The following is a 24,547-nucleotide window of genomic DNA, read 5'->3' on the forward strand; positions in this document are numbered from 1 at the left end:
AACACCTTCAACCCTATATTTTATTTTCAATCACTTTAGATAAATCATTAAGTTTATTTTTAAGCTCAATGGTATCTTTTATTTTTAAAAAAAATTTACAATTAAGTTTTATCCTATCAATATAGATTCTAAAATTTACATTATACTCTGATAAATTGTTTTTTTGTTTTTCTATTTCATTTATATTATTTAAAAACTCTTTAAACTTATCTTCTAATTTTTTAGTTTCAGTAAAAAATTTATTATATTTCTCTTTCTTACCATTGATATCATTATTGTCATTTTTTTCATTGAGAATACCAACTGCCTCATTGTGTTGTTTTAATACTATTGCCAATATTTCAATTTTATATTTTCTACCTGTTTCACTACTTTCACTTAATTCAAACAAGCTACTTTTAAAGAAATCAATAATATTATTACTATTTTTTATATATTTTTTATCACATTCAAAAAAATCACTATAATACAGATATCCTAAATTTTCATTGTAAATTTTAAAAATTTCATTAAAAATAGGAATATAACTCTCTACCTCATGCTTAATTTCATTGATACGATTTATCTTTTTTAATATTTTTTCATCTAGAACTTTATTATTAGGTAATTCTTTTGGCTTGATATTGTTATTTTCTTCATTAAAACTAAGACTAGCTTTTAAATTTAATATTGAAAACTGACTATTTAACGATATAATTCCATTAGGAAAAATATCTTTTTTGTTATCAACTGAATCAATTATTTCTGTTATATTTTTTTTATTAAAAAAGTTAATGATTTTATTATTAATAAACTCAACATTTATTTTATCACTAATAGAGCTAGCTAAGTTTAAGATGGAGGAAATTAATTTATCTTTTTTTGAAAAGAATAAACTAACCTCTTTATTGTTATCATTAATTAATTTATTCAATAAAACAGATGATTTTGTATAATGATAGAGTTTATTTAAAATATTCGAAAAATCACTTAATTTATTTATATCTTTTATTAACACTTTATTTTCATCTGGCGTGAAAAAATTAATCATCTCCTTATCTCTTAAAAAGCTTGTTATTTTATCATTATGTTTTCCATTCTCTCTAATATAATCAGAAATAGCATTTTCTATTTTATTTTTTAAATCATTAATTATGATACTATCGATATAAAGAGTCGAGTCATTATCTTTAAAAATAAAAAATTTATTATTTTCATTTATTTTATTTGTTATACAATTATCAGTATTAGCACAAAAACTTATATTTTCAGTTAATAAAAAATAAATTTTATTTTTATTAATCTTATTAGTATCATTGGAGCTCAAACATTCATACAAATCAGTATAAGAAACACTTGTTACATTACTCATAAATATTAATACCTTATTATTACAAAGCAAAAATAATAATAGATATTAGTGATTTTTTATTTCAAATAATAAGCAATAAATGATAAATGATAATAACAAAAAAAGTACCACAATAATTTAATTGTGGTACTTTTTTATATTTAAAATAAAAATATATTATTTAGTCGTATCCAAAGATCGCATATATTCATCCATATCTGTTTTTAAATTATCAGACTTAGGACCAAAGATTGCTTGAACACCAGAACCGACCACTACGACACCTGCTGCTCCCAGTTTTTTCAAACCTTCACGATCAACCTTTTCAATATCTTTTACACCAATACGTAAACGTGTAATACACGCATCCAAGTTCGTAATATTATCTTTTCCGCCAAAAGCAGTGACTAAAGACTGCCCCATAGCACTTGTATCGGCTTGTTGAGTATTTTTATCTTCAACTTCACGACCAGGTGTTTTCAGATTTAATTTCACAATAAGGAAACGGAAAATAGTGTAATAAGTTGCAGCATAGAGTAAGCCAATAATTGGGAACAGATAAAGCTTGCTACTGTTGCCACTTAAAACGATAAAATCAATTAAACCATGAGAGAAACTAGTACCATCACGCATACCTAATAAAATACAAATCACAAATGCTAAACCAGCCAAAATAGCGTGAATAACATAAAGAATAGGCGCAACAAACATAAATGAGAATTCGATAGGCTCAGTGATCCCGGTTAAGAAAGCAGTTAATGCCGCCGAAATCATGATACCACCGACTTTTAAACGATTTTCAGGTCGTGCTGTATGCCAAATAGCAATTGCTGCCGCAGGTAAACCAAACATCTTGAATAAGAAACCACCTGATAACATACCCGCAGTTGGGTCACCAGCCATATAACGAGGAATATCACCGTGGAAAACTTGCCCTGCACTATTTACATACTCACCAACTTGCATTTGGAATGGTACATTCCAGATATGATGTAAGCCAAATGGCACTAATCCACGCTCTACAACACCATAAATACCAAAGGCTACAGCTGGATTTTGGTAAGCAGCCCATTCAGAAAAACGTTGGATAGCTGTACCGATAGGTGGCCAAATAAAAGCCAAAATAACGCCAACAAAAATTGCAATTAAACCCGAAATAATAGGCACAAAACGTTTTCCAGCAAAGAATCCTAAATATTCAGGTAATTTAATACGGTAAAAACGATTAAACATTGAAGCTGCAATAACACCAGCAATAATACCACCTAAAACACCAGTATCTGTTAAGTGTTGTGCTTCAATATCCGCAGCTGAAAACCCAAGAACCCACGGTGCAACTACAGTCATGGTTTTAGACATAATGCCGTAAGCAACAACCGAAGCAAGTGCTGATACACCATCGTTGTTGGTAAATCCTAATGCAACACCAATGGCGAAAATAAGTGGCATATTAGAGAAAACGGAACCACCCGCTTCAGCCATTACTTGAGAAACAGATGTAGGGATCCACGAAAGATCCGCAGAACCAACCCCTAATAAAATACCGGCAATGGGCAGTACAGATACCGGTAACATCAAGGATTTTCCGATTTTTTGTAAAACAACAAATAAGTTTTTAAACATCGAGCAGACTCCCGGAGTGTGGCTTGTATGTATTATTGGTTTTTTAATTATATGTACTAGTGTGGGTTAATCTCATTAACTTATCTTATGATAAGCTCTATTTATTTTACATCATAAAATAAATCATCAGTTGAATAGTTGATAGCTGTCACGTTTCAAAACATACGGTTTTATCAATTTAAATAATTATATATTTTACAAATAATTAGAAATAAATTTAATTTGCGCAATCCATCAAGACTTATATAAACAAACCTTGATGGTCACGAAAGGAAAGGGGTAGTAACGCGGTGCAACAAATTAAAAGTGGCAAGCTAAATCATCGCCATATTGTTCTAATTCTGGCCTTAATCCACGCCAGCCAAATTGGTTGATCAAATGCTGCCAAGGTAGATCCCATTTAGCTGTTAAATTGAGCGCCTGTCCTGTTATTGGATGAGTTAAGTTTAGATGGCTTGCGTGTAACATCAAGCGATGGGATTGAAAATTATTTACTACACCTCGGTTTTGTCGCAAGTCACCATGAGCAGTATCACCAATAATAGGGTGGCGAATATGAGACATATGCCGACGTAACTGATGTTTACGTCCGGTTTCTGGACGTAATTCAAGCAAACTAAAACGAGAGGTAAGATAACGACCTATAGCAACATCTTTTTCAACTATTGCTAAAGGTTGGCAATGAGTCACACATTTTTGAATTTGCGCTGGTTGTGTAGCAAATTTATCAGCAATTTTATCGAGTTCTTCAATCAGAGGGCTATCTATCACGGATGCTTCTTCAACATAACCCCGAACGACTGCATGATAAATCTTTTCTGTTTTATGCTGTTCAAAATATTGAGAAAGTTGTCTTGCAACATCAGAAGAAAGCGCCATCAGTAAAACACCCGAAGTAGGCCGGTCAAGACGATGCACAGGAAAAACATGTTGCCCTATTTGATCCCTTAATGTTTGCATCACAAAGACAGTTTCATGCCTATCGAGCCAACTACGGTGAACAAGCCATCCAGCGGGTTTATTCACCGCAACAAGGTATTCATCTTGATAAATAATATCTAGCATCTTCTACCTTATTATTTAAAAAAAGTATCAAGTTCACGTAAGTGAACTAATAAATCAGTGTAATCACGAGTGCTATCATCTTTAAAAGCTTCTTCATAATAAGGTGAAATTGAAAAGGCATTAGGCAATGGCATTTCATTTTCAATCATAGAGACTAAACGTGGTATCAATACCCATTGCAGCCACTCATGAGCAGCCATCGTATCAATATAGAAAGGCTCTTTACTTTCAAATGCGCCATCGCAAGGTGGCTCTGATTGCCACAATGCTATTTTTCTCATTTCTTCTTCGATAAGTAACAATTGGGCTAAAATGCGTTTTTCAGGTGTCATCGGTTATTCCTTATAAAAATACAGAGTAAGAATAACATTGGGGGTGATTCACAGAAAACAAATAAAAAATAAAAGGAGCCGAAACTCCTTTTAGACAAAAATATGACTGTCTGTACAACACATGCATCCTAGCAAGACCGTTTTATTCTATCCTTAATACTTCGTCCTTATCTCGCATTAATAGAAATATCCTTATTTCCTGCATCCTTGATTACTTTACGTTATATCGGCCACCAAACAATTCCTATGTTGGTAGGCGTAGAATGCCAATAATTAGTTAGTCAAACAACCCACAGTATAAAAGCAATATAATTTTAAAATTCATAAATAAAAACAATAAATTATTAACTTATTGCTCTTACTGAAAAAATAAGATGTTAACTTTAAATAGTGACACTTAGATCAAAAAATAATATTCATTTTGTAAGAGATATCTCACATGTAAAACAGGTTAAAGATTACATTATTCATCAAAAATAGGCGTTAATTCTGATAGAAAAATAGAGAGACTTTCTGCTAGTACTTCTTTTTTCTTTTGACCAAAGGTTTCAAGAATAACTTCACCAGAAACATTACATACAGAAATAATATCTTTTTCTGAATCTGTTGTGCCAATAAAAAGAGTTGGTGTTAGTTTAAGTCGTTTTTGCGTAACAAGGTGGCCAATTATGTTTTCTTGTAAGCGAATAAAATCTTCTTCGCTCCAAATTTGAATCAAACTGAAATTAATATTTCTAAAGCGAACCTGCATGTCACCTGCAAATTGAGTACTAAAATAATCATGTAACTCAGGGCGAATAGTTATCCCCATCGCTTTTTCAACTTTTTCTAATTTATGAATCCCTATAAAAGGCTGAGGTAACCAATAAACGATTTCATCACCAGTTCTTGTAATACAAGTAGATGGAACACCATACAAATCCTGACTTGCTGGTGGTAACCCAGATTTCTCTTGCCATAAACTGACATATTCCTGAGTCAGTTTTTTTAATTTAGAAGCAATATTCTCTGTCATTGTTATCTGCTTTATATTGATAAAATAGAATTAATTACCTTATGTTACCTGATAATAACGATAATTCAGAGCAGCAAAAAAAGCATTCATATACTATTGATGTTTCAATAGTATAATTAGCACTCTTTTATTTTTGACCGTTAGGAAGCCAATTATGCCTTTATATCAGGGAGATAAAACCCTTGCATCATTATCATTAGGCAAAGAAACACAATATCACGAACAATATAATGCAGAATTATTACAAGGTGTACCTCGCAGCCTTAACCGTGATGCTTTATCTCTAAATGCAGAAAATTTGCCTTTTCATGGTGGCGATATTTGGACGCTTTACGAATTATCTTGGCTAAATAACAAAGGATTACCCCAAGTTGCCATTGGGCACGTTGAATTAGATGCAACCAGCGAAAATCTGATTGAATCAAAAAGTTTTAAACTTTATCTCAACAGTTTTAACCAAACTCGATTTGATAATTGGGAAGCCGTTGAAAAAATATTACGTCAAGATTTAACATCCTGTGCCAAAGGCCCCGTTAACCTATCTCTTCACCCTCTTTCGCATTTTACATCACAACCTATTATTGATTTTGCGGGAGAGTGTATTGATAACCAAGATATCGAAATTAATAATTATCAATTCGATACTCAATGGTTAAACCAATCAACAACAGATATATTTGTTGAAGAAACGTTAGTTAGCCATCTGTTAAAATCAAATTGCTTGATTACTAATCAGCCAGATTGGGGATCAGTCATGATCCAATATAAAGGCAAAAAAATTGACCGTGAAAAGTTACTTCGTTATTTAGTTTCTTTTAGGCAACATAACGAATTTCATGAGCAGTGCGTTGAGCGAATTTTTAATGATATTATGCAGTTATGTTCACCAGAAACATTAACTGTATATGCAAGATATACACGCCGTGGCGGATTAGATATCAATCCTTGGCGGAGTAATTGTGAGTTTGTTCCAGAAAATGGTCGATTAGCCAGACAATAACAGGAATAATGCCTGTATGTTAATATGATCTGTGTTATACAAAGATCAGTTTGCACATCAGTTTGTTATTTCGGGAGAAAAAGGAGTCCTACGTGATAACTCATGTCAGCCCATTAGGTTCCATGGATCTGCTTTCACAGCTAGAAGTTGATATGCTAAAAAGAACAGCAAGTAGCGATCTTTACCAGCTATTTCGCAACTGTTCTCTTGCGGTACTCAACTCTGGTAGCCTTACTGATAGTAGTAAAGAACTGTTATCTAAATACCAAGATTTTGATATTAACGTATTGCGCCGCGAACGAGGCGTCAAACTAGAGTTAGTCAATCCTCCTGAAGACGCCTTTGTTGACGGAAAAATTATTCGATCACTGCAAGCAAACTTATTTGCAGTGCTACGTGATATTTTATTTGTTCATGGTCAGATAACCACAGCAAAACGCGATCTTCACTTAAACTTAGAAAATAGCACTCATATCACAAATACCATTTTCTCTATTTTGCGTAATGCCAGAGCACTGCATATTGATGAAGATCCCAATATGATTGTTTGCTGGGGGGGTCACTCTATCAATGAAACTGAATACCTCTATGGTAGAAAAGTAGGTAATGAATTAGGTTTACGTGAGTTAAATATCTGTACAGGTTGTGGACCAGGTGCGATGGAAGCACCGATGAAAGGTGCCGCTGTGGGTCATGCTCAGCAACGTTACAGAAATAGCCGCTTTATTGGTATGACCGAGCCTTCAATCATAGCCGCTGAGCCACCAAATCCATTAGTTAATGAATTAATTATCATGCCTGATATTGAAAAACGTCTGGAATCATTCGTTCGTATTGGACATGGTATTATTATTTTTCCAGGTGGTGTTGGTACTGCAGAAGAGTTGTTATATCTGCTCGGTATTTTAATGTCGCCAGAAAATCAGGATCAAGTATTACCTCTTATTTTGACAGGTCCTAAAGAAAGTGCGGATTACTTCCACGTACTTGATGATTTTATCGCCAATACATTAGGTGATGAAGCAAGACGTCATTACCAAATTATTATTGATGATGCCCCTGAAGTGGCTCGTATCATGAAAAAATACATGCCATTGGTTAAAGATAATCGCCGCAGTACTGGTGATGCTTATAGTTTTAACTGGTCAATGAAGATTAATGCTGATTTACAGCACCCTTTTGAACCAACTCATGAAAATATGGCATCACTAAACTTAAGTACTGATCAATCACCTGAAAAATTAGCAGCTGACTTACGTCGTGCTTTCTCTGGAATTGTGGCAGGTAATGTCAAAGAAGTGGGTATGAAAGCGATAGAAGCTTATGGCCCTTATAAAATCCACGGTGATAGCGATATTATGCGTCGTATGGATATTTTATTAGCAGGTTTTGTTGAGCAACACCGTATGAAATTACCAGGTGGCACAGCTTACCAACCTTGTTATGAGATTATCAGCTAATTTATTATGATACATTTGCTGATTATTGATGCTTTAAACCTGATCCGCCGTATCCATGCGGCATCAGGTTCTTCTTGCCTTACTGTGTGTGAGCAAAGCGTTAATCAACTCCTTGGTCACACACAACCAACCCATGCTGTTGCTGTATTTGATGAAGATGACAGAAATGGCAGTTGGCGACATCAGCTACTCCCTGAATATAAAGCAGGACGTACACCAATGCCTGATGATTTACATCAACAGTTACCTGAAATCAAAGCGATGTTATTTAATCTTGGTATACAAAGTTGGCATTCTGGTGGGGATGAAGCTGATGATGTTGCTGCGACCCTTGCGAGTAAAGTCGCTAAAGCAGGTTATCGCGTTACCATTATTTCTACTGATAAAGGCTATTGCCAATTGCTTTCCCCTTCTATACGTATTCGTGATTATTTTCAACGTCGCTGGCTAGATCTTGATTTTATTCGCACCGAGTTTGGTGTTGAACCATCTCAATTAACAAACTATTGGGGCCTAACTGGAGTTAGCAGCAGTAAAGTTTCTGGTGTTGCTGGTATTGGACCTAAAAGTGCGACAGAACTGATCCAAGCTTATCCGGATCTAGAGTCGCTTTATCAGAATATTGAAAATGTGCCTAAAAAATGGCAAAACAAACTGATTGCGCATAAAGAAGCTGCTTTTATCAGTCGAGAAATAACTACATTACGCACAGATATTCACTTAAACGGCAATCTTCAACAACTGCGTTTAAAATAGTAAAAATCTGAATAGAATCTGAAATAGAAGTAGTAAAAAAATTAAACCAATATAAATCAAAACAAAAAAGCTGAGTGTTTATAAACTCAGCTTTTTTTGCAAAGATTCATCAGTAAGCCATTGAAATAGCAGCACTCTTTTTCTAACTAAAATTCACGTTCAGGACGATAAGCGGCCCAAATATTTTGAATGTGAACAGTAATTTCTTCACGATCATGATAAAGATGTTTAGCTTGAACTTTAGCATTAATGCCTTTCTCGGCCAGCTCTGTTCTGATTTTCTCAAGAATATGAGAAACCTCTTCATAACGTTTTTTCATTGGCAGCTTTAAATTAAAAATAGCCTCTCGGCACCATTCATTTACAACCCATGTTGTCATCAATGCCGCTACTTTAGCTGGCTTTTCAACCATATCACAAACAAGCCACGTGTTATTTTTTGAGGTAGGTTCAAATTTAAAGCCATCTACTTGATGATGACGAACTTGCCCTGTATCCATCAAAGATTGTGCCATAGGGCCGTTATCAACAGCATGAACCATCATACTGCGTTTTACTAACTGATAAGTCCAACCACCGGGGCAAGCACCTAGATCAACCGCTCTCATTCCACTCGCTAAACGTTCTTCCCACTCTTCATAAGGAATAAAAATATGAAAAGCTTCTTCAAGTTTTAGCGTAGAGCGGCTTGGCGCATCTGATGGAAATTTTAATCGAGGGATCCCCATATAAAATGGAGAATTATTAAAACTATACGAATAACCGACATAACAGCAACCCGGTGCAATAAAAAACACATGGATAACAGGTCTGCTAAAATTCTCTACTTTTAATAAAATTTTCTCATTACGTAACTGACTACGCAGCGGAACCGTAAATTTACGACAGAATTTTAATAATTCTTTGCTTTCATTAGTGTCAGCAACTTCAACGCGCAATTCACCCGCTTTTTCAGCACCACTATGTAACATGCCAACAATAGGCGTGATTCTATCTTCAGGTGGTAAATTTTTTAATAATTCGCCCGTTACAAACATTTGACGAGCAAAAATTAATTCACGGAAATTTACTTGGCGTGCGATCTTATCTGCATCACCTTCTTGATAACATTCAAAAATAACATAACCACTTTCTTCTTTAACACGAGGAAAGCCATACACGCCAATTTGACCTGCTTTGTCGGTTATCTCAGCCGCGCACTCTTTTTCAAAACCTTGGCGACAATATAATGCAACTTTATTCATGGCGAGACGCCGGTGCCCTTAGACGCAAAGCGCCAATAAAAATTAATGTCCAACCGATAAGAAAACTAAATCCACCAATTGGTGTAAAATAAGATAATAATCTAACTTGTGTCAGCGCCATACAATAAAGACTACCGCTGAAAAGTAAAATACCCACACTAAAGAAAATGCCCGCCCAGTAAAACCATAAAACTGTTTTACGCATCAACATGGCGGCGATACCGACTAATAACAGCGTATGGACAATTTGGTAACGCATTGCGAGTTGAATATAGTCCCAGTGCTGGGGTGATAAATGAGGTGCTAATTTATGCGTCGCAAAAGCACCAAAAGCGACATAAAAGAAACCACTAATAGCAGAGAACATAAGCAATGTACGACTATTCACAGTTCATTCCTTTCTGTATAGAAGTGTGCTTGCCAAAGCAAATATTAAGATGTTGTCAATAAGCCTAGTTTTTCTTGTTCAGTAGCAGCTTGCGATAAAATCCATTGGCGAAAAGCAGCAATTTTACCTAGTTCAGCTTGGCTATCTTGGCAAACTAAATAAAATGCATTTTTACTGACTAACACATCCTGAAAAGGTCTTACTAAACGACCTGATTCAATTTCACTACGAGCCATTACATTATTAACTAATGCAACGCCTTGTCCATGTACAGCGGCCTGAATTACCATTGAGCTATGACTAAAAATAGGCCCTTGCTGAACGTTTATCTGATTTTGTATCTCTAATTGGCGAACATATGCTTGCCAGTCTCGGCGAGAAGTATCATGCAGGAGTGTATGATAAATCAGATCTGATGGTGTTTTTAGTGGTTTTTCACCTGTTAGCAAAGAAGGTGCACAAACCGGAATTAAATATTCTGCATAAAGTCGGTCTGTACGCAAGCCTGTCCAATTACCTCGACCATAAAAAATAGCCACATCAACATCATCAGCAAGTTTATCTTCTTCTCTATCGACTGCTTGTATACGCACATCAATACCGGGATAAGCCTGATTAAATCCAGATAATCTAGGCACTAACCATTGAATCGCAAAACTTGGTGAAAGGCTAACCGTTAATGCGCCTTTTGCACTTCGAGCAAGCAATTTGCGAGTTGCCTCGTTAATCGATGAAAAAATCTCTTTTATATCGAGGTAATAACTCTGTCCTTCTTCTGTTAATAAAAGAGAACGATTGCGCCTTCTAAATAATTTTAGCCCAAGAAATTCTTCTAGCGTTTTAATTTGGTGACTGACTGCCGCTTGAGTAACAAATAATTCTTCTGCAGCTTTAGTAAAACTTAAATGACGCGCCGCTGAATCAAAAACCCTAAGCGCATTTAGCGGAGGTAAACGTTTAGACATATTCGGCTCTTAAACCCTTATTTTGGCTGTTGGTAGATCCTAACATTCATCATTAGTTTTTTTTATGCGAAGCATTATAAATTGTCCCTTGATGATTAGCCAGTAAATACCTATAGTAAGCGCACTTCCTAAGCCGGAACGAAAAGTTGTGTAGTAGCGATACTTCAAACTTTTGGCTTTGTGGTTGTGATGTTGTGTTTGCAAGTTGTCTGGAAATTCCAGACTTGGTAGCTGATGCTACTGTTTTTTTTCACTTCCTGTACATTTACCCTGTCTGTCCATAGTGATTTTATAGTGCACCGCCAAGGCGGTGCTTTTTTTATTCACTATTTTCACTTATTTCTTTTCTTTATTCCTCTTCATTTCAACGTTTTCATCCAAAATCTAGCGAGATCCTCTTGTTATTGTGCTAAAAAAAACCTTAAAACAATTTACGTAAAATAAAAAAACAAAAATATGTAATATAAAATTACTCTTGGTAAGATCCAATTGCGTGATCTTTCATCTTCTATATCGTGTTACCATTTGTTCAATCAGACACTACAAGCAATAAATGCGGCTTTTCCGTTATAAAAAAATATAATTAACCCAGAACTTTCACACTAGACTTTTACTACAGATCAATAAAAATTATCTGACGACTAACTCGACCTAATTATGAACACATTTTCTGCTGATTTATTTCGACAACAATTTCCAGCTATTAAAGAAAAGACTATCTATCTTGATAGCGCAGCCACCGCTTTAAAACCTTTAGCAATGATAGAAGCTTCAGATATGTTTTATCGCCATAGCCCAGCGACTGTTCATCGCAGCCAATATCAACAAGCCAAAGAAACAACCCAACGGTTTGAATCTACACGCCAATTAGTCGCTGAATTAATCAATACACCTGATAGCGACACCATAATTTGGACAAAAGGAACAACTGAATCTCTAAATTTGATTGCTCAAGGGTATTTTCGCCCTCGCTTACAACCTGGTGATGAAATTATTGTCAGCGAGCAAGAGCACCACGCAAATCTTATTCCTTGGCTAATATTAGCTCAGCAGACCGGGGCTCATATTATTCGCTGGCAAATTGAAGATGATTTTTTGCCTTCAATTGAAACATTGTCAAACTTGCTTAATGCACGCACCCGTGTTGTTGCTATCAGCCAAATGTCGAACGTTACTGGCGCACAAATTGCATTAGATAAAGTTTCGCGTTGTGTACACCAATACAACTGTTTATTAGTGGTTGATGGCGCGCAAGGTATTGCACACCATGCTACAGATGTTACTGCATTAGATATTGATTTTTATACTTTCTCAGCACATAAACTTTATGGACCAAATGGTTTAGGTGTTTGCTATGGAAAACGCAAATACTTAGAAGCGATGTCACCTTGGCATGGTGGCGGTAAAATGCTGACTAACGCGACATTCGAGGGTTTTACACCTGCACCTATTCCGCATCGTTTTGAAGCAGGAACACCCAATGTTGCGGGTGTACTCGCCTTTTCAGCAACCTTAGCATGGCTAAAAACGCAAAATATGCATCAAGCTAATCAATATGCTCTTGAGCTTGCCGTTAACGCTGAAAAACGTTTGAGTGAATTTAATGGATTCGTTAGCTATCGAGCATCTCATTCACCAGTTATTTCTTTTAATTTTGCAGGTATTCACCATAGCGATTTAGCAACATTAATTGCTGAAAAAGGTATTGCGTTACGAACAGGCCAACATTGTGCACAACCTCTTATAGATGCCTTAAATATAACGGGCTGTTTACGCATCTCTTTTATGCCCTATAATCAGCCAGCAGATATCGATGCATTTATTGATGCTGTTGATTTCGCTCTAACACTATTAAAAGATGAATAATAATAAAATGAGTGACAACACACAAAACCCAGCAACAATTCACCCTTTTGGTGATGAAATCACCTTAGATTCATTATTAATTGATTTTCAAAAATCAAAAGCATGGGAAGATAAATATCGCCTACTAATTCAACTCTCACGCAAATTACCAGCGCTACCAGATGAATTAAAAACAACAGAAAAAGAGATCAAAGGTTGTGAGAATCGTGTTTGGCTGGGTGTTGAATTAAAAGCAAATGATAAATATCACGTTTATGGCGATAGTGATGGACGCATTGTAAAAGGCTTATTGACGATTATTTTAACCGCAGTTGAAAATAAAACGGCGCAAGAAATAGCTGATATCGATATGTTGGCGATTTTTGATCAATTAGGATTGGCTAATCAAATTAGCCAATCTCGCACTGACGGAGTGAATGCGATTATCGCACGATTGAAATCACTCACCTCTCAATCTTGACCTTAATTTTATACTCTAAATAATTCAAGGTGTAGCTAGGCGACCAGTGAATGAGTCGCTAGGAGCATACACAGTATGTGACTAGTGCGAATGAACGCTGTCAACAACGCTACAACTTGAAATATGACGAGTACGTTGAGCCTTTGCTAGCATTTTCTTTAATGCGTGAGATACAGCAATAAAACCGAACGATGCCGTTACCATTGTTACTGCGCCAAATCCTGCCGAACAATCCATTCGTTTTACCCCATCCGCCGTACTTTTAGCCGCACATACTGTGCCATCGGGCTGAGGATAAACAAGTTGCTCAGTTGAAAATACACAATCAATTCCCAATTTACCTTTGCTATTTTTAACCACATTAAAATCTGATTTCAGGCGTTCTCGTAGCTTAGCTGCTAATGGATCTTGAATAGTTTTTGCTAAATCAACCACTTGGATTTGCATCGGGTCAATTTGTCCACCAGCCCCCCCCGTGGTAATTACTGGAATTTTATAACGGCGACAATAAGCTAATAACGCAGCTTTGGGGCGAATACTATCAATAGCATCAATAACATAATCAAACTCTTTATTCATCATTTCAGCCACATTATCAACAGAAACAAAATCATCAACGCTCGTGACTTTACATTCAGGATTGATCTCAAGAATACGCTGTTTCATGACGTCACATTTAGGTTGCCCTACGCTCTGTTTTAAAGCGTGGATCTGCCTATTTGTATTCGTTACACATACATCATCCATATCAATCAATGTTATTGCGCCAATACCACTACGCGCTAACGCTTCTGCCGCCCAACTTCCTACACCACCAATACCTACAACACAGATATGAGCTTGGGAAAAGTAAGAGAGCGCTTGCTGTCCATAAAGCCGCCCGATGCCAGAAAAACGTTGTAAATAAGAGTCTGATAATGAATTTTGCATAATGCTATAACAACCTAAATAACAGAGGTAATCATGGCTATTGTTAATAATAGCCATATCGTTTCAATGATTTTACCGTTAATAGTAGTGAGTTGGATAGTAAATCGTATTTATTGAGCAGGATTCAGTAAACTAAGTTGTGATTTTTTAAGCACCCATACACGGCCGTAATGATTATAAAACCCAGCCATTTGTCCAGCCTCTTTGCCAATACCATGGTAAATATCAAAGTGATGTCCTTTTATCGCGCCACCCACATCTAATGCCACCATTAAACGCATTTGGTATTCACCCGTAAATTTTCCCGTATTATCCAGCACAGGAATTTCTGCAAGTAATACCGTGCCTGGTGGGATTATGCTTCTATCTGATGCCACAGAGGCTTTTGCAATTAAAGGAATAGCACTTGCACCACGAACTGGCGTAAATGGTTCTGGCTTGAAGAAAACAAAAGAAGGATTTTCTTCTAATAATTTTCTGACTTCAACATCGTTGTGTTTATCTGCCCATTCGCGAATAGCCAGCATCGACATATCTTTTCTATCGACTTCACCGTTATCTATTAATACCTTGCCAATGCTGCGGTAAGGATGCCCATTTTTACCCGCATAACCAAAGAAAGTTAATGGTTTACCATCACCAAAATCGACATAACCACTCCCTTGAACTTCCATCATAAAATTATCCATGATCGAGTTACTATAAGCAGCAATTAGTGACTGGCTTAATGCACCATTATAAATCGCCGCACGAGAAGGCAATTTAGAACGACTATTAGCCGGCATTTTATAAATAGGGTATTTAAAATCACCTTGTTGAGTTAAGCGAGCTTCAAGTACCGGGGTGTAATAACCCGTAAATTGAACGTTTCCGTAATTATCAACACCTTCCATTTGGAAAGCCGATAAATTAAATTGGCGTAGTTGACGGGTATCTGCACCAGAACGCAACCAATTTTCTATTGCTTGAAACGTTTCTTTATTACTGTTGTATAAACGGGATGAGGTTTGATTTATCTGATTCACTTGCTGAAGATAATCAGGCCCATTAATAGGAGTACCTTGTGTATTTGGCGTATTTACTTCAATAAGATCTTGTTTAAGTTTTCCATCTTTATATTGCTGTCCTAAATCTGTTGGACGATGACATCCCGTCAAGGCAAACATAAACATGCCTAGGATTAATGATTTGCGCCAAGTAAACATTTTATATGCCCGCTAATTACTAAAATTTGTATTTTAAGGTTAGAAAGATACCAAAGCCAAATCAATAAAGATATGGATACACAATCACTTGAGAAATTTTTCCTATTACCAAGACAAATTAAGCTAGCCCAATAAGTATAACTGGCTAATTTTACATCTTGATGTATTATTTCTGACCGTTTTTAAAAGAAAACTATAAAAATTTCATAAAAAACTTGCAACTCAGCAGATCCTGAGTATAGTGCCCCTCTGTGGAGACGCGGGGTGGAGCAGCATGGTAGCTCGTCGGGCTCATAACCCGAAGGTCGTCAGTTCAAATCTGGCCCCCGCAACCAATTCACAAAGCAGTAAAGGCAGTAAAAGTTTTATAGTAATCAGTCGCGGGATGGAGCAGCATGGTAGCTCGTCGGGCTCATAACCCGAAGGTCGTTGGTTCAAATCCAGCTCCCGCAACCAATTTCTATAAACAATAATTCAGTCGCGGGATGGAGCAGTATGGTAGCTCGTCGGGCTCATAACCCGAAGGTCGTTGGTTCAAATCCAGCTCCCGCAACCAATTCTTCTAAAGATTTTCTTCTCTTCAAATATTCAATTTTTAACTACTTCTCAAAAAATTCTAAAACTAAAGCATTGCTTGGTTATCTTTATGATCGTCATTGATTAATATCTACTATTCCCCCACTCTATCTTAGAAATAAAACCAATAGTGTCGATAAAGCGAACAGTAAAAAGCGCAGAGTACACTTTCTACTGTCGATATTAATCTTGATGATAAATACTAATTAGCGATCCGCTAAAGTTAACTCACCACCATTAGCAAAATACGCTTTAATCCCTTTAAAAATAGATTCAGCCATTTGTTGTTGGAATTTAGCCGTTTTTAGCTTTTTCTCTTCTTCAATATTACTAATAAATGCAGTTTCTACCAGGATAGAGGGGATTTCTGGCGCCTTTAATACCGCAAATCCAGCTTGGTCTACTTTGTTTTTATGAAGCTTATTAATGCCACCAAGTAACTTGAGTACTTCACTACCAAATTTCAGGCTGTCATTAATCGTTGCTGTTTGCACAAGATCAAGCATGGCATGGTCTACATAACGGTCACCACTTTTACTCACCCCACCGATTAAGTCAGCCTCATTCTGAGTTTGGGCAAGATAACGCGCCGTATTACTTGTTGCACCATTTTTGGATAATGCAAAAACAGATGAGCCTCTTGCAGAACGATTAGTAAAAGCATCCGCATGAATAGAAACAAAAAGATCTGCCTGCATTTTTCTCGCTTTAGCAACTCGAACGGTTAATGGAATAAACACATCTTCATTACGAGTCATATACGCTTTCATTTTCGCATCTTTATCGATAAGCGTTCTTAAGCGGCGAGCAATCTGCAACACCACATCTTTTTCACGAGTTTTATATTTGCCAATAGCTCCTGGGTCTTCACCACCATGCCCCGGATCGATCATGATAATAATAGGTCTATCGCGCCCAGCTCTACCGGGTTTACGCGTATCCGTTTGGGCTGGTACAGCTTGTTGTAAATCACCATCGTTATACTCACGCAACAGTGCTAATAACGGATCATCTTCTATCTCTGAAGCGCCATTACTTGGATAAAAATCTAGCACCAAACGATTTCTAAATTCAGCAACAGGTTTTAAAGTAAACATTTGTGGCTGAACCGGAGTTTTCACTTCAAATACCAGTCGAACTGTTTTTGGCGTATTTTGACCAACACGCATAAGTTTTAAATAAGGGTCACTCGTTTGAACTTGGTTAGCAGCCCCTTTTAAAACGCTATTAAGCTGAACACCTTCTAAGTCCACCACAACTCGCTCAGGATTTGACAGTGCAAACTGACGATATTTTAATGGAGTACTCGATTCTATTGTCACACGAGTATAAGTCGAGGCAGGCCAAACCCTTACTGCAACAACAGATGCAGATGCGGCTAAACCAACAGGACTGACACTTAATAATAGTAACGCGCCAATTCCTTTAATAAGACGACGACGCGTTTGATTATGCTCTGAATGACTCATTGAAAATATTCCACAAAACAATTAACGCCAATAAATACTGAAAGAGAGATAAAATAGACTGCGAACGAAAAACTTTACCCAATCCACTCATCACTGTCACTTAAAAACAGCACAAATACACACATTTACACAAATATTCTGCCTTCGGCTAAAACAATAAGATAGGATTTTACTTGCCATTCCTCTCCAAAAAGAATAAAAATACAATAAATGCGAATAAAAATTCACTTGAGAGGGTTTTATGAAAGAGCGCAGCACCGAACTGGTCGATGGATTCCGCCACTCGGTTCCGTATATTAATGCACATAGAGGCAAAACCTTTGTCATTATGTTAGGTGGTGAAGCAATCGCTCACGAAAATTTCCCATCGATCATAAATGATATTGGGTTATTACATAGTTTAGGCATTCGCCTTGTTGTTGTGTATGGTGCAAGGCCACAAATTGATTCCGCACTTGAAGCGCAAAAATATGCACCGCTTTATCATAAATACACTCGAATAACCGACAGCAAAACACTTGAGATCGTAAAACAAGCAGCAGGTACATTACAACTCGATATCACTGCTCGTTTGTCAATGAGCTTAAGCAACACCCCACTACAAGGTGCACATATTAATGTTGTTAGTGGTAATTTTGTTATTGCCCAACCTTTAGGTGTTGATGATGGTGTTGATTATTGCCATAGCGGTAAAATTCGTCGTATCGATGAAGAAGCTATTCATCGCCAATTAAATAGCAATGCTATTGTATTAATTGGTCCTGTTGCAGTTTCTGTTACAGGGGAAAGTTTTAATTTAACTTCCGAAGAGGTCGCCACTCAGTTAGCCATCAAACTAAAAGCACAAAAACTTATTGGCTTTTGTTCTTTTCAAGGTGTTGTGGATGAAAATGGCTATATTCTTTCTGAGCTTTTACCTAATCAAGCCGAGGATAAAATTCGCGAACTACAAACTGAAGGCGATTATCACTCAGGCACAGTGAGATTTTTACGAGGTGCGGTAAAAGCCTGTCGTCGAGGTGTAGAACGTAGCCACCTGTTAAGTTATCAATCTAATGGTGCATTAATTCAAGAACTGTTCTCTCGTGACGGTATTGGTACCCAAATTGTCATGGAAAGCGCAGAAAAAGTGCGTAGAGCCAATATTAATGATATTGGGGGCATCCTTGAACTTATTCGTCCTTTAGAACAACAAGGTATTCTGGTTCGCCGTTCAAGAGAACAGCTCGAAATTGAAATTGACCAATTTACGATAATTGAGCGCGATAACCTTACAATAGCCTGTGCTGCACTCTATCCTTATCAATCCGAAAAAATTGGTGAAATGGCTTGTGTAGCTGTTCATCCTGATTATCGTAGCTCTTGTCGTGGTGAAGCTTTACTACAACGTATTTCAGCTCATGCCAAACAGATAGGTTTAGAAAAATTATTTGTTTTAACAACCCGCAGCATTCACTGGTTTCAGGAAAAAGGATTTGAACCGGCTGAAATTGATAAACTACCAATAGAAAAACAAGCGCTATACAACTATCAACGCCGTTCTAAGATATTGATTTTAGATTTACACAAAGAGTAATTTTACTTTTTAGTCATTCACAATGAAAAAGACAGGTATCCCTCTCAATACCTGTCTTTTTCATATTTGTTATCTTGATAAATTTAATAACGCAGTTTATCAACCAACCCGCTACGACGTTGAATTCTTGTTTGAATTGCCATTTTCACCATATATTCAGAAGCATAAAGCGATAATTTCTGTTTTGCTCGCGTCAATGCGGTATAAAGTAATTCGCGGCTGACCACAGGTGAAAACTGATTGGGCAAAACCAATGCGGTATGTGCAAATTCCGAACCTTGTGATTTATGAACAGTCATTACATAGGCTGTTTCATGTTGAGGTAATCGACTTGGTTGAATTGCTTTTAACTTACCATCTGGCAATTGAAAAAATGCTTTCATTTCGCCTTCCTCGTTATTCAACATGATCCCTATATCACCATTAAATAATCCTAACGTACTGTCATTTCGTTGGATCATTATCGGACGCCCAATATATTCTCGCTGATAAATGCTTGAAGGACGACGGATCAAACGCTGGCGATGCAATAACATCTCAATGCGTTCATTTAATCCTGTCACGCCAAAAGGCCCTTCTCTTAATGCGCATAATAGACGGAACTGGTTAAAAGCATTAAGAATAACATCTGGTGATGCATCTTTTGATACCAATAACAAATAGTGATGATATGCACTTGCCGCATCTTGTAACATTCGTCCATAGTTATCGTCAGAATCTAAAGGGATAAAATCAACGTCTTTTACTTCAAAAGCACAATCAGATTCATTTTTTGCCGATAATACTTTAGCTGTATTAAGTAGCTTTATAGCTGTTTGGGTTTGCCCTTTATTAACAGCAAAGGCCAACTGGCCAATACCTGAATCAGAGCCAAAGCGATAACTTTTACGTAGTAAGCAAAGAGAATCACTCACCACAGCAATTGGCGTTTGGGAAACAGGAATTGGTGGTATTGATTTATTTAATTCGCCTTGCGTTAACATATTGATTTGTTCAAATCGATGCTGACTAAAACCATCATCCGCAAAACGACAAATATCACCAAGCACAGCGCCAGCCTCTACAGAGGCCAGCTGATCTTTATCGCCTAAAAAAATCACATGACATTGAGAGGGAAGTGCATCAATTAATTTTGCCATCATTGGTAAATCCACCATAGAGGCTTCATCGACGACTAAAATATCTAACTGTAACGGGTTGTCTCGATGATAACGTACTTGCTGACTTTCAGGCTGAGCGCCAAGCAAACGGTGAATAGTTTGAGCTTGCTCTGGCATCCATTTTGTTTCTTCATCGTTTAAAGAAAGCTGAGCCAAGGCTTTACCTAATGATTCGGTCAATCGAGCGGCTGCTTTTCCTGTCGGCGCTGCAAGTTGAATAATGGGTTTTTCTTGAGCCGTTAACATAACAAAAGCAGCAAGAATTTTTGCAACCGTTGTTGTTTTTCCTGTTCCTGGCCCCCCTGAAATAACTGAGATAGGACTAGTAATAGCAACCGATGCAGCCACCTTTTGCCAATTAGTTTCTGTAGTCTGATTAGATGTTGGGAATAATTTATTTAAAACATCCATCAGCTTTTGGTTATCAAAATCAACTTTTGGGTGCTCTGTTCTAAAAAAGTTAGCAACGCGTTCTTCGTAACTCCACATTCTTTGTAGATAAAGCAATTCGTTATCTAAAATAATCGGAGCTGAACTATTTTTACCATCACTAACACAACCACTGTTTGTTAATTTATCTATCAACTGCTGTGATGAAGATATTCCCATTTCATGCCAGATAGCTTGTGATAACTCAGGTTGTCGTCCATCAAATAATCTATCTTGCTGTAAAATACTTAAAGGTAAACAGACATGTCCCGCGCCGGTTTGAGCACTTAAATAAGCAAAAACAAACAATAAAATCGGGTTGTTATCTTCCACTAGCATTTGAGCAAAACGAACATCTAACGGGCGTAATAGATTTTGAGTGATAGCTTGCTTTAATAATTTAATCATACTTTTTTCTCACTCGTGGTTTCACTATTACTTGTTATATCTTCACCTTTAAATAAGGCATCCAGCGCGAGTACAAAGTCCTCTTTCGGTAAAAATGCATAAACCCCATTTCCGGGATGTTTTGCATCAATACCACGTAAAAATAGATAATAAATCCCCCCGAAATGTCGCTTATAGTCATAATCGGGGATGCGTTGCTGCAAAAAGCGGTGTAACGCCAATGTATAAAGCTGATATTGTAAATCGTAGCGATGATCCATCATCGCATTTGCCATAGCTTCTTGAGTGTAATCTTCACTCGATTCACCTAACCAATTCGATTTATAATCAACTACATAATATTTCCCTTCCCATAAAAAGACTAAATCGATAAATCCTTTTAACATCCCTTGCACTTGTTGAAACTGAAGTGCAGAACATTGAGCTGATAACGGATCATAGCGATTAATTAGCGTGGTTAATTTCGCTGCTGACATTTCTTTTTCAATAGGAATATAAAACTGCAACTCATCAAGCTGCTGATTTTGTGGAATATCTGCTAGGCATAATCCTTGAGCATTTAACGGGGTATGAAACAGTGTTTCCATCCATTCCACCAATAACGCCGCCCATTTTTGATCAAAACCTTGAGCTGATAATTGCTCTTGCATCCATACTTCATCAATAGGTTGAGAAAAATCAAGTACTTCAAGTAATTCATGCAAAAATGTACCAGCAACAGCACCTCGAGGAAAATGGTGGATAGAAGTTGCTTGAGTCTCACCTACGGCTTTTTCACCTTTAGCGTCTGTATCTAACCCAGGGGCAATAGATTGTACTAATGCTTCAATATCACCATTTTCATATTGAAAACCTCGATTTGAATGTTGATAAGTTAAGCCGGAGTAACTGGTTATACGCCAGTTATCTTGTATCTTACGTTTAAACACTGCTGCTTCTAATTTTACTTCTGGTAAAAGTATTGGTTGGTAGCGATGCAGAGAAACATCTTCCAGTGTTGTCACTTTAATATTGTCATCTAATAATTCATTAATAGATTGATGTAATAGTTCACTATCACCTTCTTTACCATGCTGTAGCAGATACCCTAAAGCATTTTTATGAAGGTCTGTTAATCCTGATTTACGTCTATTTCCTTTCACTAAAGGAGCAACACCGACATAACAACAAAACTCAGAGCGTGTTAATGCTACATAGAGCAACCGTAAATCTTCAGCAAGCCGTTCTTCATCGGCTAAACGTAAACTTTCAGGTTGATTAAAAATATCTAGTTTTGCGTGAAATTTTTCTCTGTCGTGATACAGCGCGCCTTTTTGCTCTTGATAATTACAAGCAAAAGGCAGACAAACAATAGGATACTCAAGCCCTTTCGATTTATGAATAGTACAAATCCGGACAAGATTACGATCACTTTCCAATCGCATTTGCTGACTTTCAGACTGAGCATCTGGATGAGAAATTTGCTGTGCCAACCAACGGATAAGACCATGTTCACTATCAAGCAATAAGGCCGTTTCTTGTAATAATTCACCAATATGCATGATATCGGTTAAACGTCGCTCGCCATCCACACTCGCTAGTAAGTTTTCAGCAATATGATTATCTATCATAACCTTGCGTAACATCGGTAGCACGCCGCGTTTTTGCCATAATAGAAAATAGTCGGCAAATTGCTCGACATAACGGTTCCAGCGCTGCTCATCAAGGTTAAGCTCATCAATTTGTTTAGCACTAAACCCAAATAAGGCGCTCGCTAAAGAGGCTCTTAATACACGCTCTTTTTCTGGAGTGACGACAGCTTGTAATAACCAAAGCAAGTCTTTTGCTTCATTCGTCTCAAAAACACTTTCACGATTGGATAAGAAAACAGACTGAATAGATAAAAGATTAAGCGCATCACGAATTAATAAAGCCTCTCTACGGCTACGCACTAACACCATAATATCTGAAGAGGTAACGGATATCTTTTTACCATGGCGAACTAAACAAGCTTGATCCTGTGCGCCAGCAGATAACCAATCACGAATTTGCACAGCGCATTGTGTTGCCATTACTTGTTCATAATTTCCTGTTGAAATGCTATCGCCATCAACCAGCCAAAAATTAAAAGGAGCTACAGGTTTATTGTGATAAACAAACGCCATATTCTGATTTTTTTCAGCGGAACTGACTTCGATAAAAGGAATATGAGTAAATAAGAAAGGAGCATTTGAACGAGAAAATAGCTTATTAACAGCACTTACCATCCCCGGCGCTGAACGCCAGTTAGTGTTAAGAGTATAGTGATGTGAAGTCTGTTGTCTGGCTTGAATATAGGTAAAAATATCTGCGCCACGAAATGCATAAATGGCCTGTTTAGGATCACCGATAAACAATAAACCACTATCTTCATAGTCATGATAAATAGCGTTAAATATTCGATATTGTTGAGGGTCAGTATCTTGGAATTCATCGATCATCGCTACGGGGTAACGTTGACGAATTGCTTGAGCAAGAAGATCACCGCCTTCTCGCCTTAATGCTTTATCTAAACGAGTAAGCAAATCATCAAATCCCATCTCGCCACGGCGTATTTTTTCGTTTTCAATACCTTGGCGAATTTCAGGAATAGCATTTGCCAAAATAACATCACGCAACGTTAAACTCTGTTTGCAAAGCACTTCGATTTCAGTAAAAAGAATATGCTCGGGTGCTGGCCCTTTTGACGCCTTTTCATTCAATGTTTGTTGAGAAAAACGGACTAAACAATCAGGCAAAAGGTAACTGTTGGTTTCAACTATTGATGCCCATATTGTTATCTCCTCAATCCATTTAGGGAGATTACGGCTACTATAGCTGCGTTTATCAACACCAGAAGCTGATATCCATGATTCAACCTCATGATGATGCTCACGCCAGCGCTCTTTGACTTTATTGATGGCATTGATAACAGTTTGATGTCGCTGTTCAACCGATTCCTGTTCAGTATCTAATGCAACACCTTGTATCTCAGGAATTTCACCTTGCAAATAAGGCTGAATTTCATAAAGTAGTTGCTCAGGACCCGTCCAAATTTCATTAACTGCACTAGCAACTTCATAAGAAAGTGGATAACAATGACGACGCCAAAAATCAGCACAGACACGTTTTTTTAGCTCATATTCATCTTGAATCAGTACTTGTTCAAACAGCACTCCTGATTCAAACGCATTATTCGCCAGCATTCGCTGGCAAAAACCATGAATTGTGTAAATAGCGGCTTCATCCATTTGCCGCTCAGCTTCTAACAGCCATTGTGCTGCCAATTCTTT

General features: G+C 37.0%; 19 protein-coding genes and 3 tRNA genes. 9 read left to right on the top strand and 13 right to left on the bottom strand.

What is annotated here, in order from left to right; translation table 11 throughout:
• Positions 1-13: 13 nt before the first annotated feature.
• From M997_RS15305 to syd, 5 genes are all read right to left on the bottom strand, one after another.
• Entirely contained in the window at positions 14-1,351 is a 1,338-nt protein-coding gene (locus M997_RS15305) for a hypothetical protein (RefSeq protein ID WP_064720978.1), read from the bottom strand.
• Positions 1,352-1,507: 156 nt separating this feature from the next.
• Positions 1,508-2,953 (bottom strand): PTS glucose transporter subunit IIBC, encoded by a 1,446-nt coding sequence (gene ptsG, locus M997_RS15310; RefSeq protein ID WP_064720979.1) that lies wholly within the window; start codon positions 2,951-2,953, stop codon positions 1,508-1,510.
• A 300-nt stretch (positions 2,954-3,253) separates the two neighbouring features.
• Complete coding sequence (gene truC / locus M997_RS15315; RefSeq protein WP_064720980.1) at positions 3,254-4,018, bottom strand: tRNA pseudouridine(65) synthase TruC; 765 nt, start codon at positions 4,016-4,018, stop codon at positions 3,254-3,256.
• Positions 4,019-4,029: 11 nt separating this feature from the next.
• Positions 4,030-4,350 carry a YqcC family protein gene (locus tag M997_RS15320; RefSeq protein WP_064720981.1) on the bottom strand — a complete coding sequence of 107 codons (321 nt, stop codon included), beginning with the start codon at positions 4,348-4,350 and terminating at the stop codon, positions 4,030-4,032.
• 463 nt (positions 4,351-4,813) lie between these two features.
• The gene (syd, locus tag M997_RS15325) at positions 4,814-5,365 is read right to left on the bottom strand and encodes a SecY-interacting protein (RefSeq protein WP_064720982.1); all 552 of its coding nucleotides are present in this window, start codon (positions 5,363-5,365) and stop codon (positions 4,814-4,816) included.
• Positions 5,366-5,519: 154 nt separating this feature from the next.
• On the opposite strand from syd, the gene queF reads away from it, so the two are divergent.
• From queF to xni, 3 genes are all read left to right on the top strand, one after another.
• Positions 5,520-6,365 carry an NADPH-dependent 7-cyano-7-deazaguanine reductase QueF gene (gene queF, locus M997_RS15330; protein ID WP_064720983.1) on the top strand — a complete coding sequence of 282 codons (846 nt, stop codon included), beginning with the start codon at positions 5,520-5,522 and terminating at the stop codon, positions 6,363-6,365.
• 92 nt (positions 6,366-6,457) lie between these two features.
• Entirely contained in the window at positions 6,458-7,825 is a 1,368-nt protein-coding gene (gene ppnN / locus M997_RS15335) for a nucleotide 5'-monophosphate nucleosidase PpnN (protein ID WP_064720984.1), read from the top strand.
• Between the two features lie 6 nt (positions 7,826-7,831).
• Positions 7,832-8,581: a flap endonuclease Xni gene (gene xni / locus M997_RS15340; RefSeq protein ID WP_064720985.1), complete on the top strand. Its 750-nt coding sequence runs from the start codon at positions 7,832-7,834 to the stop codon at positions 8,579-8,581.
• A 146-nt stretch (positions 8,582-8,727) separates the two neighbouring features.
• Here xni and rlmM read toward each other — a convergent pair whose 3' ends face one another.
• The 3 genes from rlmM to M997_RS15355 are packed head-to-tail and all read right to left on the bottom strand — an operon-like array spanning position 8,728 to position 11,178.
• Complete coding sequence (gene rlmM, locus M997_RS15345; protein ID WP_064720986.1) at positions 8,728-9,825, bottom strand: 23S rRNA (cytidine(2498)-2'-O)-methyltransferase RlmM; 1,098 nt, start codon at positions 9,823-9,825, stop codon at positions 8,728-8,730.
• Entirely contained in the window at positions 9,818-10,213 is a 396-nt protein-coding gene (locus M997_RS15350; RefSeq protein ID WP_064720987.1) for a DUF423 domain-containing protein, read from the bottom strand. The genes rlmM and M997_RS15350 overlap by 8 nt, the downstream gene beginning before the upstream one ends.
• Before the next feature lie 44 nt (positions 10,214-10,257).
• Positions 10,258-11,178 carry a transcriptional regulator GcvA gene (locus M997_RS15355; protein WP_064720988.1) on the bottom strand — a complete coding sequence of 307 codons (921 nt, stop codon included), beginning with the start codon at positions 11,176-11,178 and terminating at the stop codon, positions 10,258-10,260.
• A 657-nt stretch (positions 11,179-11,835) separates the two neighbouring features.
• Here M997_RS15355 and csdA point away from each other — a divergent pair.
• Together csdA and csdE are read left to right on the top strand one after the other, a co-directional pair.
• Positions 11,836-13,044: a cysteine desulfurase CsdA gene (gene csdA, locus M997_RS15360; protein WP_064720989.1), complete on the top strand. Its 1,209-nt coding sequence runs from the start codon at positions 11,836-11,838 to the stop codon at positions 13,042-13,044.
• Positions 13,045-13,051: 7 nt separating this feature from the next.
• Positions 13,052-13,504: a cysteine desulfurase sulfur acceptor subunit CsdE gene (csdE, locus tag M997_RS15365; RefSeq protein WP_064720996.1), complete on the top strand. Its 453-nt coding sequence runs from the start codon at positions 13,052-13,054 to the stop codon at positions 13,502-13,504.
• A gap of 81 nt (positions 13,505-13,585) precedes the next feature.
• Here the strand turns inward: csdE and tcdA are convergent, their stop codons facing one another.
• A complete protein-coding gene (tcdA, locus tag M997_RS15370; RefSeq protein WP_064720997.1) occupies positions 13,586-14,434 on the bottom strand; it encodes a tRNA cyclic N6-threonylcarbamoyladenosine(37) synthase TcdA in 849 nt (282 codons plus the stop codon).
• Positions 14,435-14,544: 110 nt separating this feature from the next.
• Positions 14,545-15,639, bottom strand: a complete 1,095-nt coding sequence (mltA, locus tag M997_RS15375) for a murein transglycosylase A (RefSeq protein WP_064720990.1) — start codon at positions 15,637-15,639, stop codon at positions 14,545-14,547.
• 258 nt (positions 15,640-15,897) lie between these two features.
• Between mltA and M997_RS15380 the strand changes: the two genes are divergently transcribed.
• The 3 genes from M997_RS15380 (at position 15,898) to M997_RS15390 (ending at position 16,195) form a co-directional block, all read left to right on the top strand.
• Positions 15,898-15,974, top strand: a tRNA-Met gene (locus tag M997_RS15380).
• A gap of 44 nt (positions 15,975-16,018) precedes the next feature.
• Positions 16,019-16,095 (top strand) — tRNA-Met (locus M997_RS15385).
• Positions 16,096-16,118: 23 nt separating this feature from the next.
• A tRNA-Met gene (locus M997_RS15390) sits at positions 16,119-16,195 on the top strand.
• 226 nt (positions 16,196-16,421) lie between these two features.
• Here the strand turns inward: M997_RS15390 and amiC are convergent.
• Entirely contained in the window at positions 16,422-17,684 is a 1,263-nt protein-coding gene (amiC, locus tag M997_RS15395) for an N-acetylmuramoyl-L-alanine amidase AmiC (protein WP_064720991.1), read from the bottom strand.
• Positions 17,685-17,925: 241 nt separating this feature from the next.
• Here amiC and argA point away from each other — a divergent pair, with 241 nt between their 5' ends.
• Complete coding sequence (gene argA, locus M997_RS15400) at positions 17,926-19,260, top strand: amino-acid N-acetyltransferase (RefSeq protein WP_064720992.1); 1,335 nt, start codon at positions 17,926-17,928, stop codon at positions 19,258-19,260.
• Positions 19,261-19,343: 83 nt separating this feature from the next.
• Here argA and recD read toward each other — a convergent pair whose 3' ends face one another.
• Complete coding sequence (gene recD, locus M997_RS15405; protein ID WP_064720993.1) at positions 19,344-21,257, bottom strand: exodeoxyribonuclease V subunit alpha; 1,914 nt, start codon at positions 21,255-21,257, stop codon at positions 19,344-19,346.
• Positions 21,254-24,547 (bottom strand): exodeoxyribonuclease V subunit beta (gene recB / locus M997_RS15410; RefSeq protein ID WP_064720998.1); only part of this gene is annotated, 3,294 nt, incomplete at its 5' end. The genes recD and recB, both read right to left, overlap by 4 nt.

It is taken from the genome of Proteus hauseri ATCC 700826, assembly GCF_001654965.1.
Classification (GTDB): domain Bacteria; phylum Pseudomonadota; class Gammaproteobacteria; order Enterobacterales; family Enterobacteriaceae; genus Proteus; species Proteus hauseri.

What these genes read in the sequence shown, in the direction of transcription:
- ptsG (WP_064720979.1), bottom strand. Translation starts at nt 2,953, where the DNA reads ATGTTTAAAAACTTATTTGTTGTTTTACAAAAAATCGGAAAATCCTTG.
- queF (WP_064720983.1), top strand. Translation starts at nt 5,520, where the DNA reads ATGCCTTTATATCAGGGAGATAAAACCCTTGCATCATTATCATTAGGC.
- truC (WP_064720980.1), bottom strand. Translation starts at nt 4,018, where the DNA reads ATGCTAGATATTATTTATCAAGATGAATACCTTGTTGCGGTGAATAAA.
- xni (WP_064720985.1), top strand. Translation starts at nt 7,832, where the DNA reads ATGATACATTTGCTGATTATTGATGCTTTAAACCTGATCCGCCGTATC.
- argA (WP_064720992.1), top strand. Translation starts at nt 17,926, where the DNA reads ATGAAAGAGCGCAGCACCGAACTGGTCGATGGATTCCGCCACTCGGTT.
- syd (WP_064720982.1), bottom strand. Translation starts at nt 5,365, where the DNA reads ATGACAGAGAATATTGCTTCTAAATTAAAAAAACTGACTCAGGAATAT.
- recD (WP_064720993.1), bottom strand. Translation starts at nt 21,257, where the DNA reads ATGATTAAATTATTAAAGCAAGCTATCACTCAAAATCTATTACGCCCG.
- tcdA (WP_064720997.1), bottom strand. Translation starts at nt 14,434, where the DNA reads ATGCAAAATTCATTATCAGACTCTTATTTACAACGTTTTTCTGGCATC.
- rlmM (WP_064720986.1), bottom strand. Translation starts at nt 9,825, where the DNA reads ATGAATAAAGTTGCATTATATTGTCGCCAAGGTTTTGAAAAAGAGTGC.
- M997_RS15355 (WP_064720988.1), bottom strand. Translation starts at nt 11,178, where the DNA reads ATGTCTAAACGTTTACCTCCGCTAAATGCGCTTAGGGTTTTTGATTCA.
- csdE (WP_064720996.1), top strand. Translation starts at nt 13,052, where the DNA reads ATGAGTGACAACACACAAAACCCAGCAACAATTCACCCTTTTGGTGAT.
- amiC (WP_064720991.1), bottom strand. Translation starts at nt 17,684, where the DNA reads ATGAGTCATTCAGAGCATAATCAAACGCGTCGTCGTCTTATTAAAGGA.
- M997_RS15305 (WP_064720978.1), bottom strand. Translation starts at nt 1,351, where the DNA reads ATGAGTAATGTAACAAGTGTTTCTTATACTGATTTGTATGAATGTTTG.
- M997_RS15320 (WP_064720981.1), bottom strand. Translation starts at nt 4,350, where the DNA reads ATGACACCTGAAAAACGCATTTTAGCCCAATTGTTACTTATCGAAGAA.
- csdA (WP_064720989.1), top strand. Translation starts at nt 11,836, where the DNA reads ATGAACACATTTTCTGCTGATTTATTTCGACAACAATTTCCAGCTATT.
- mltA (WP_064720990.1), bottom strand. Translation starts at nt 15,639, where the DNA reads ATGTTTACTTGGCGCAAATCATTAATCCTAGGCATGTTTATGTTTGCC.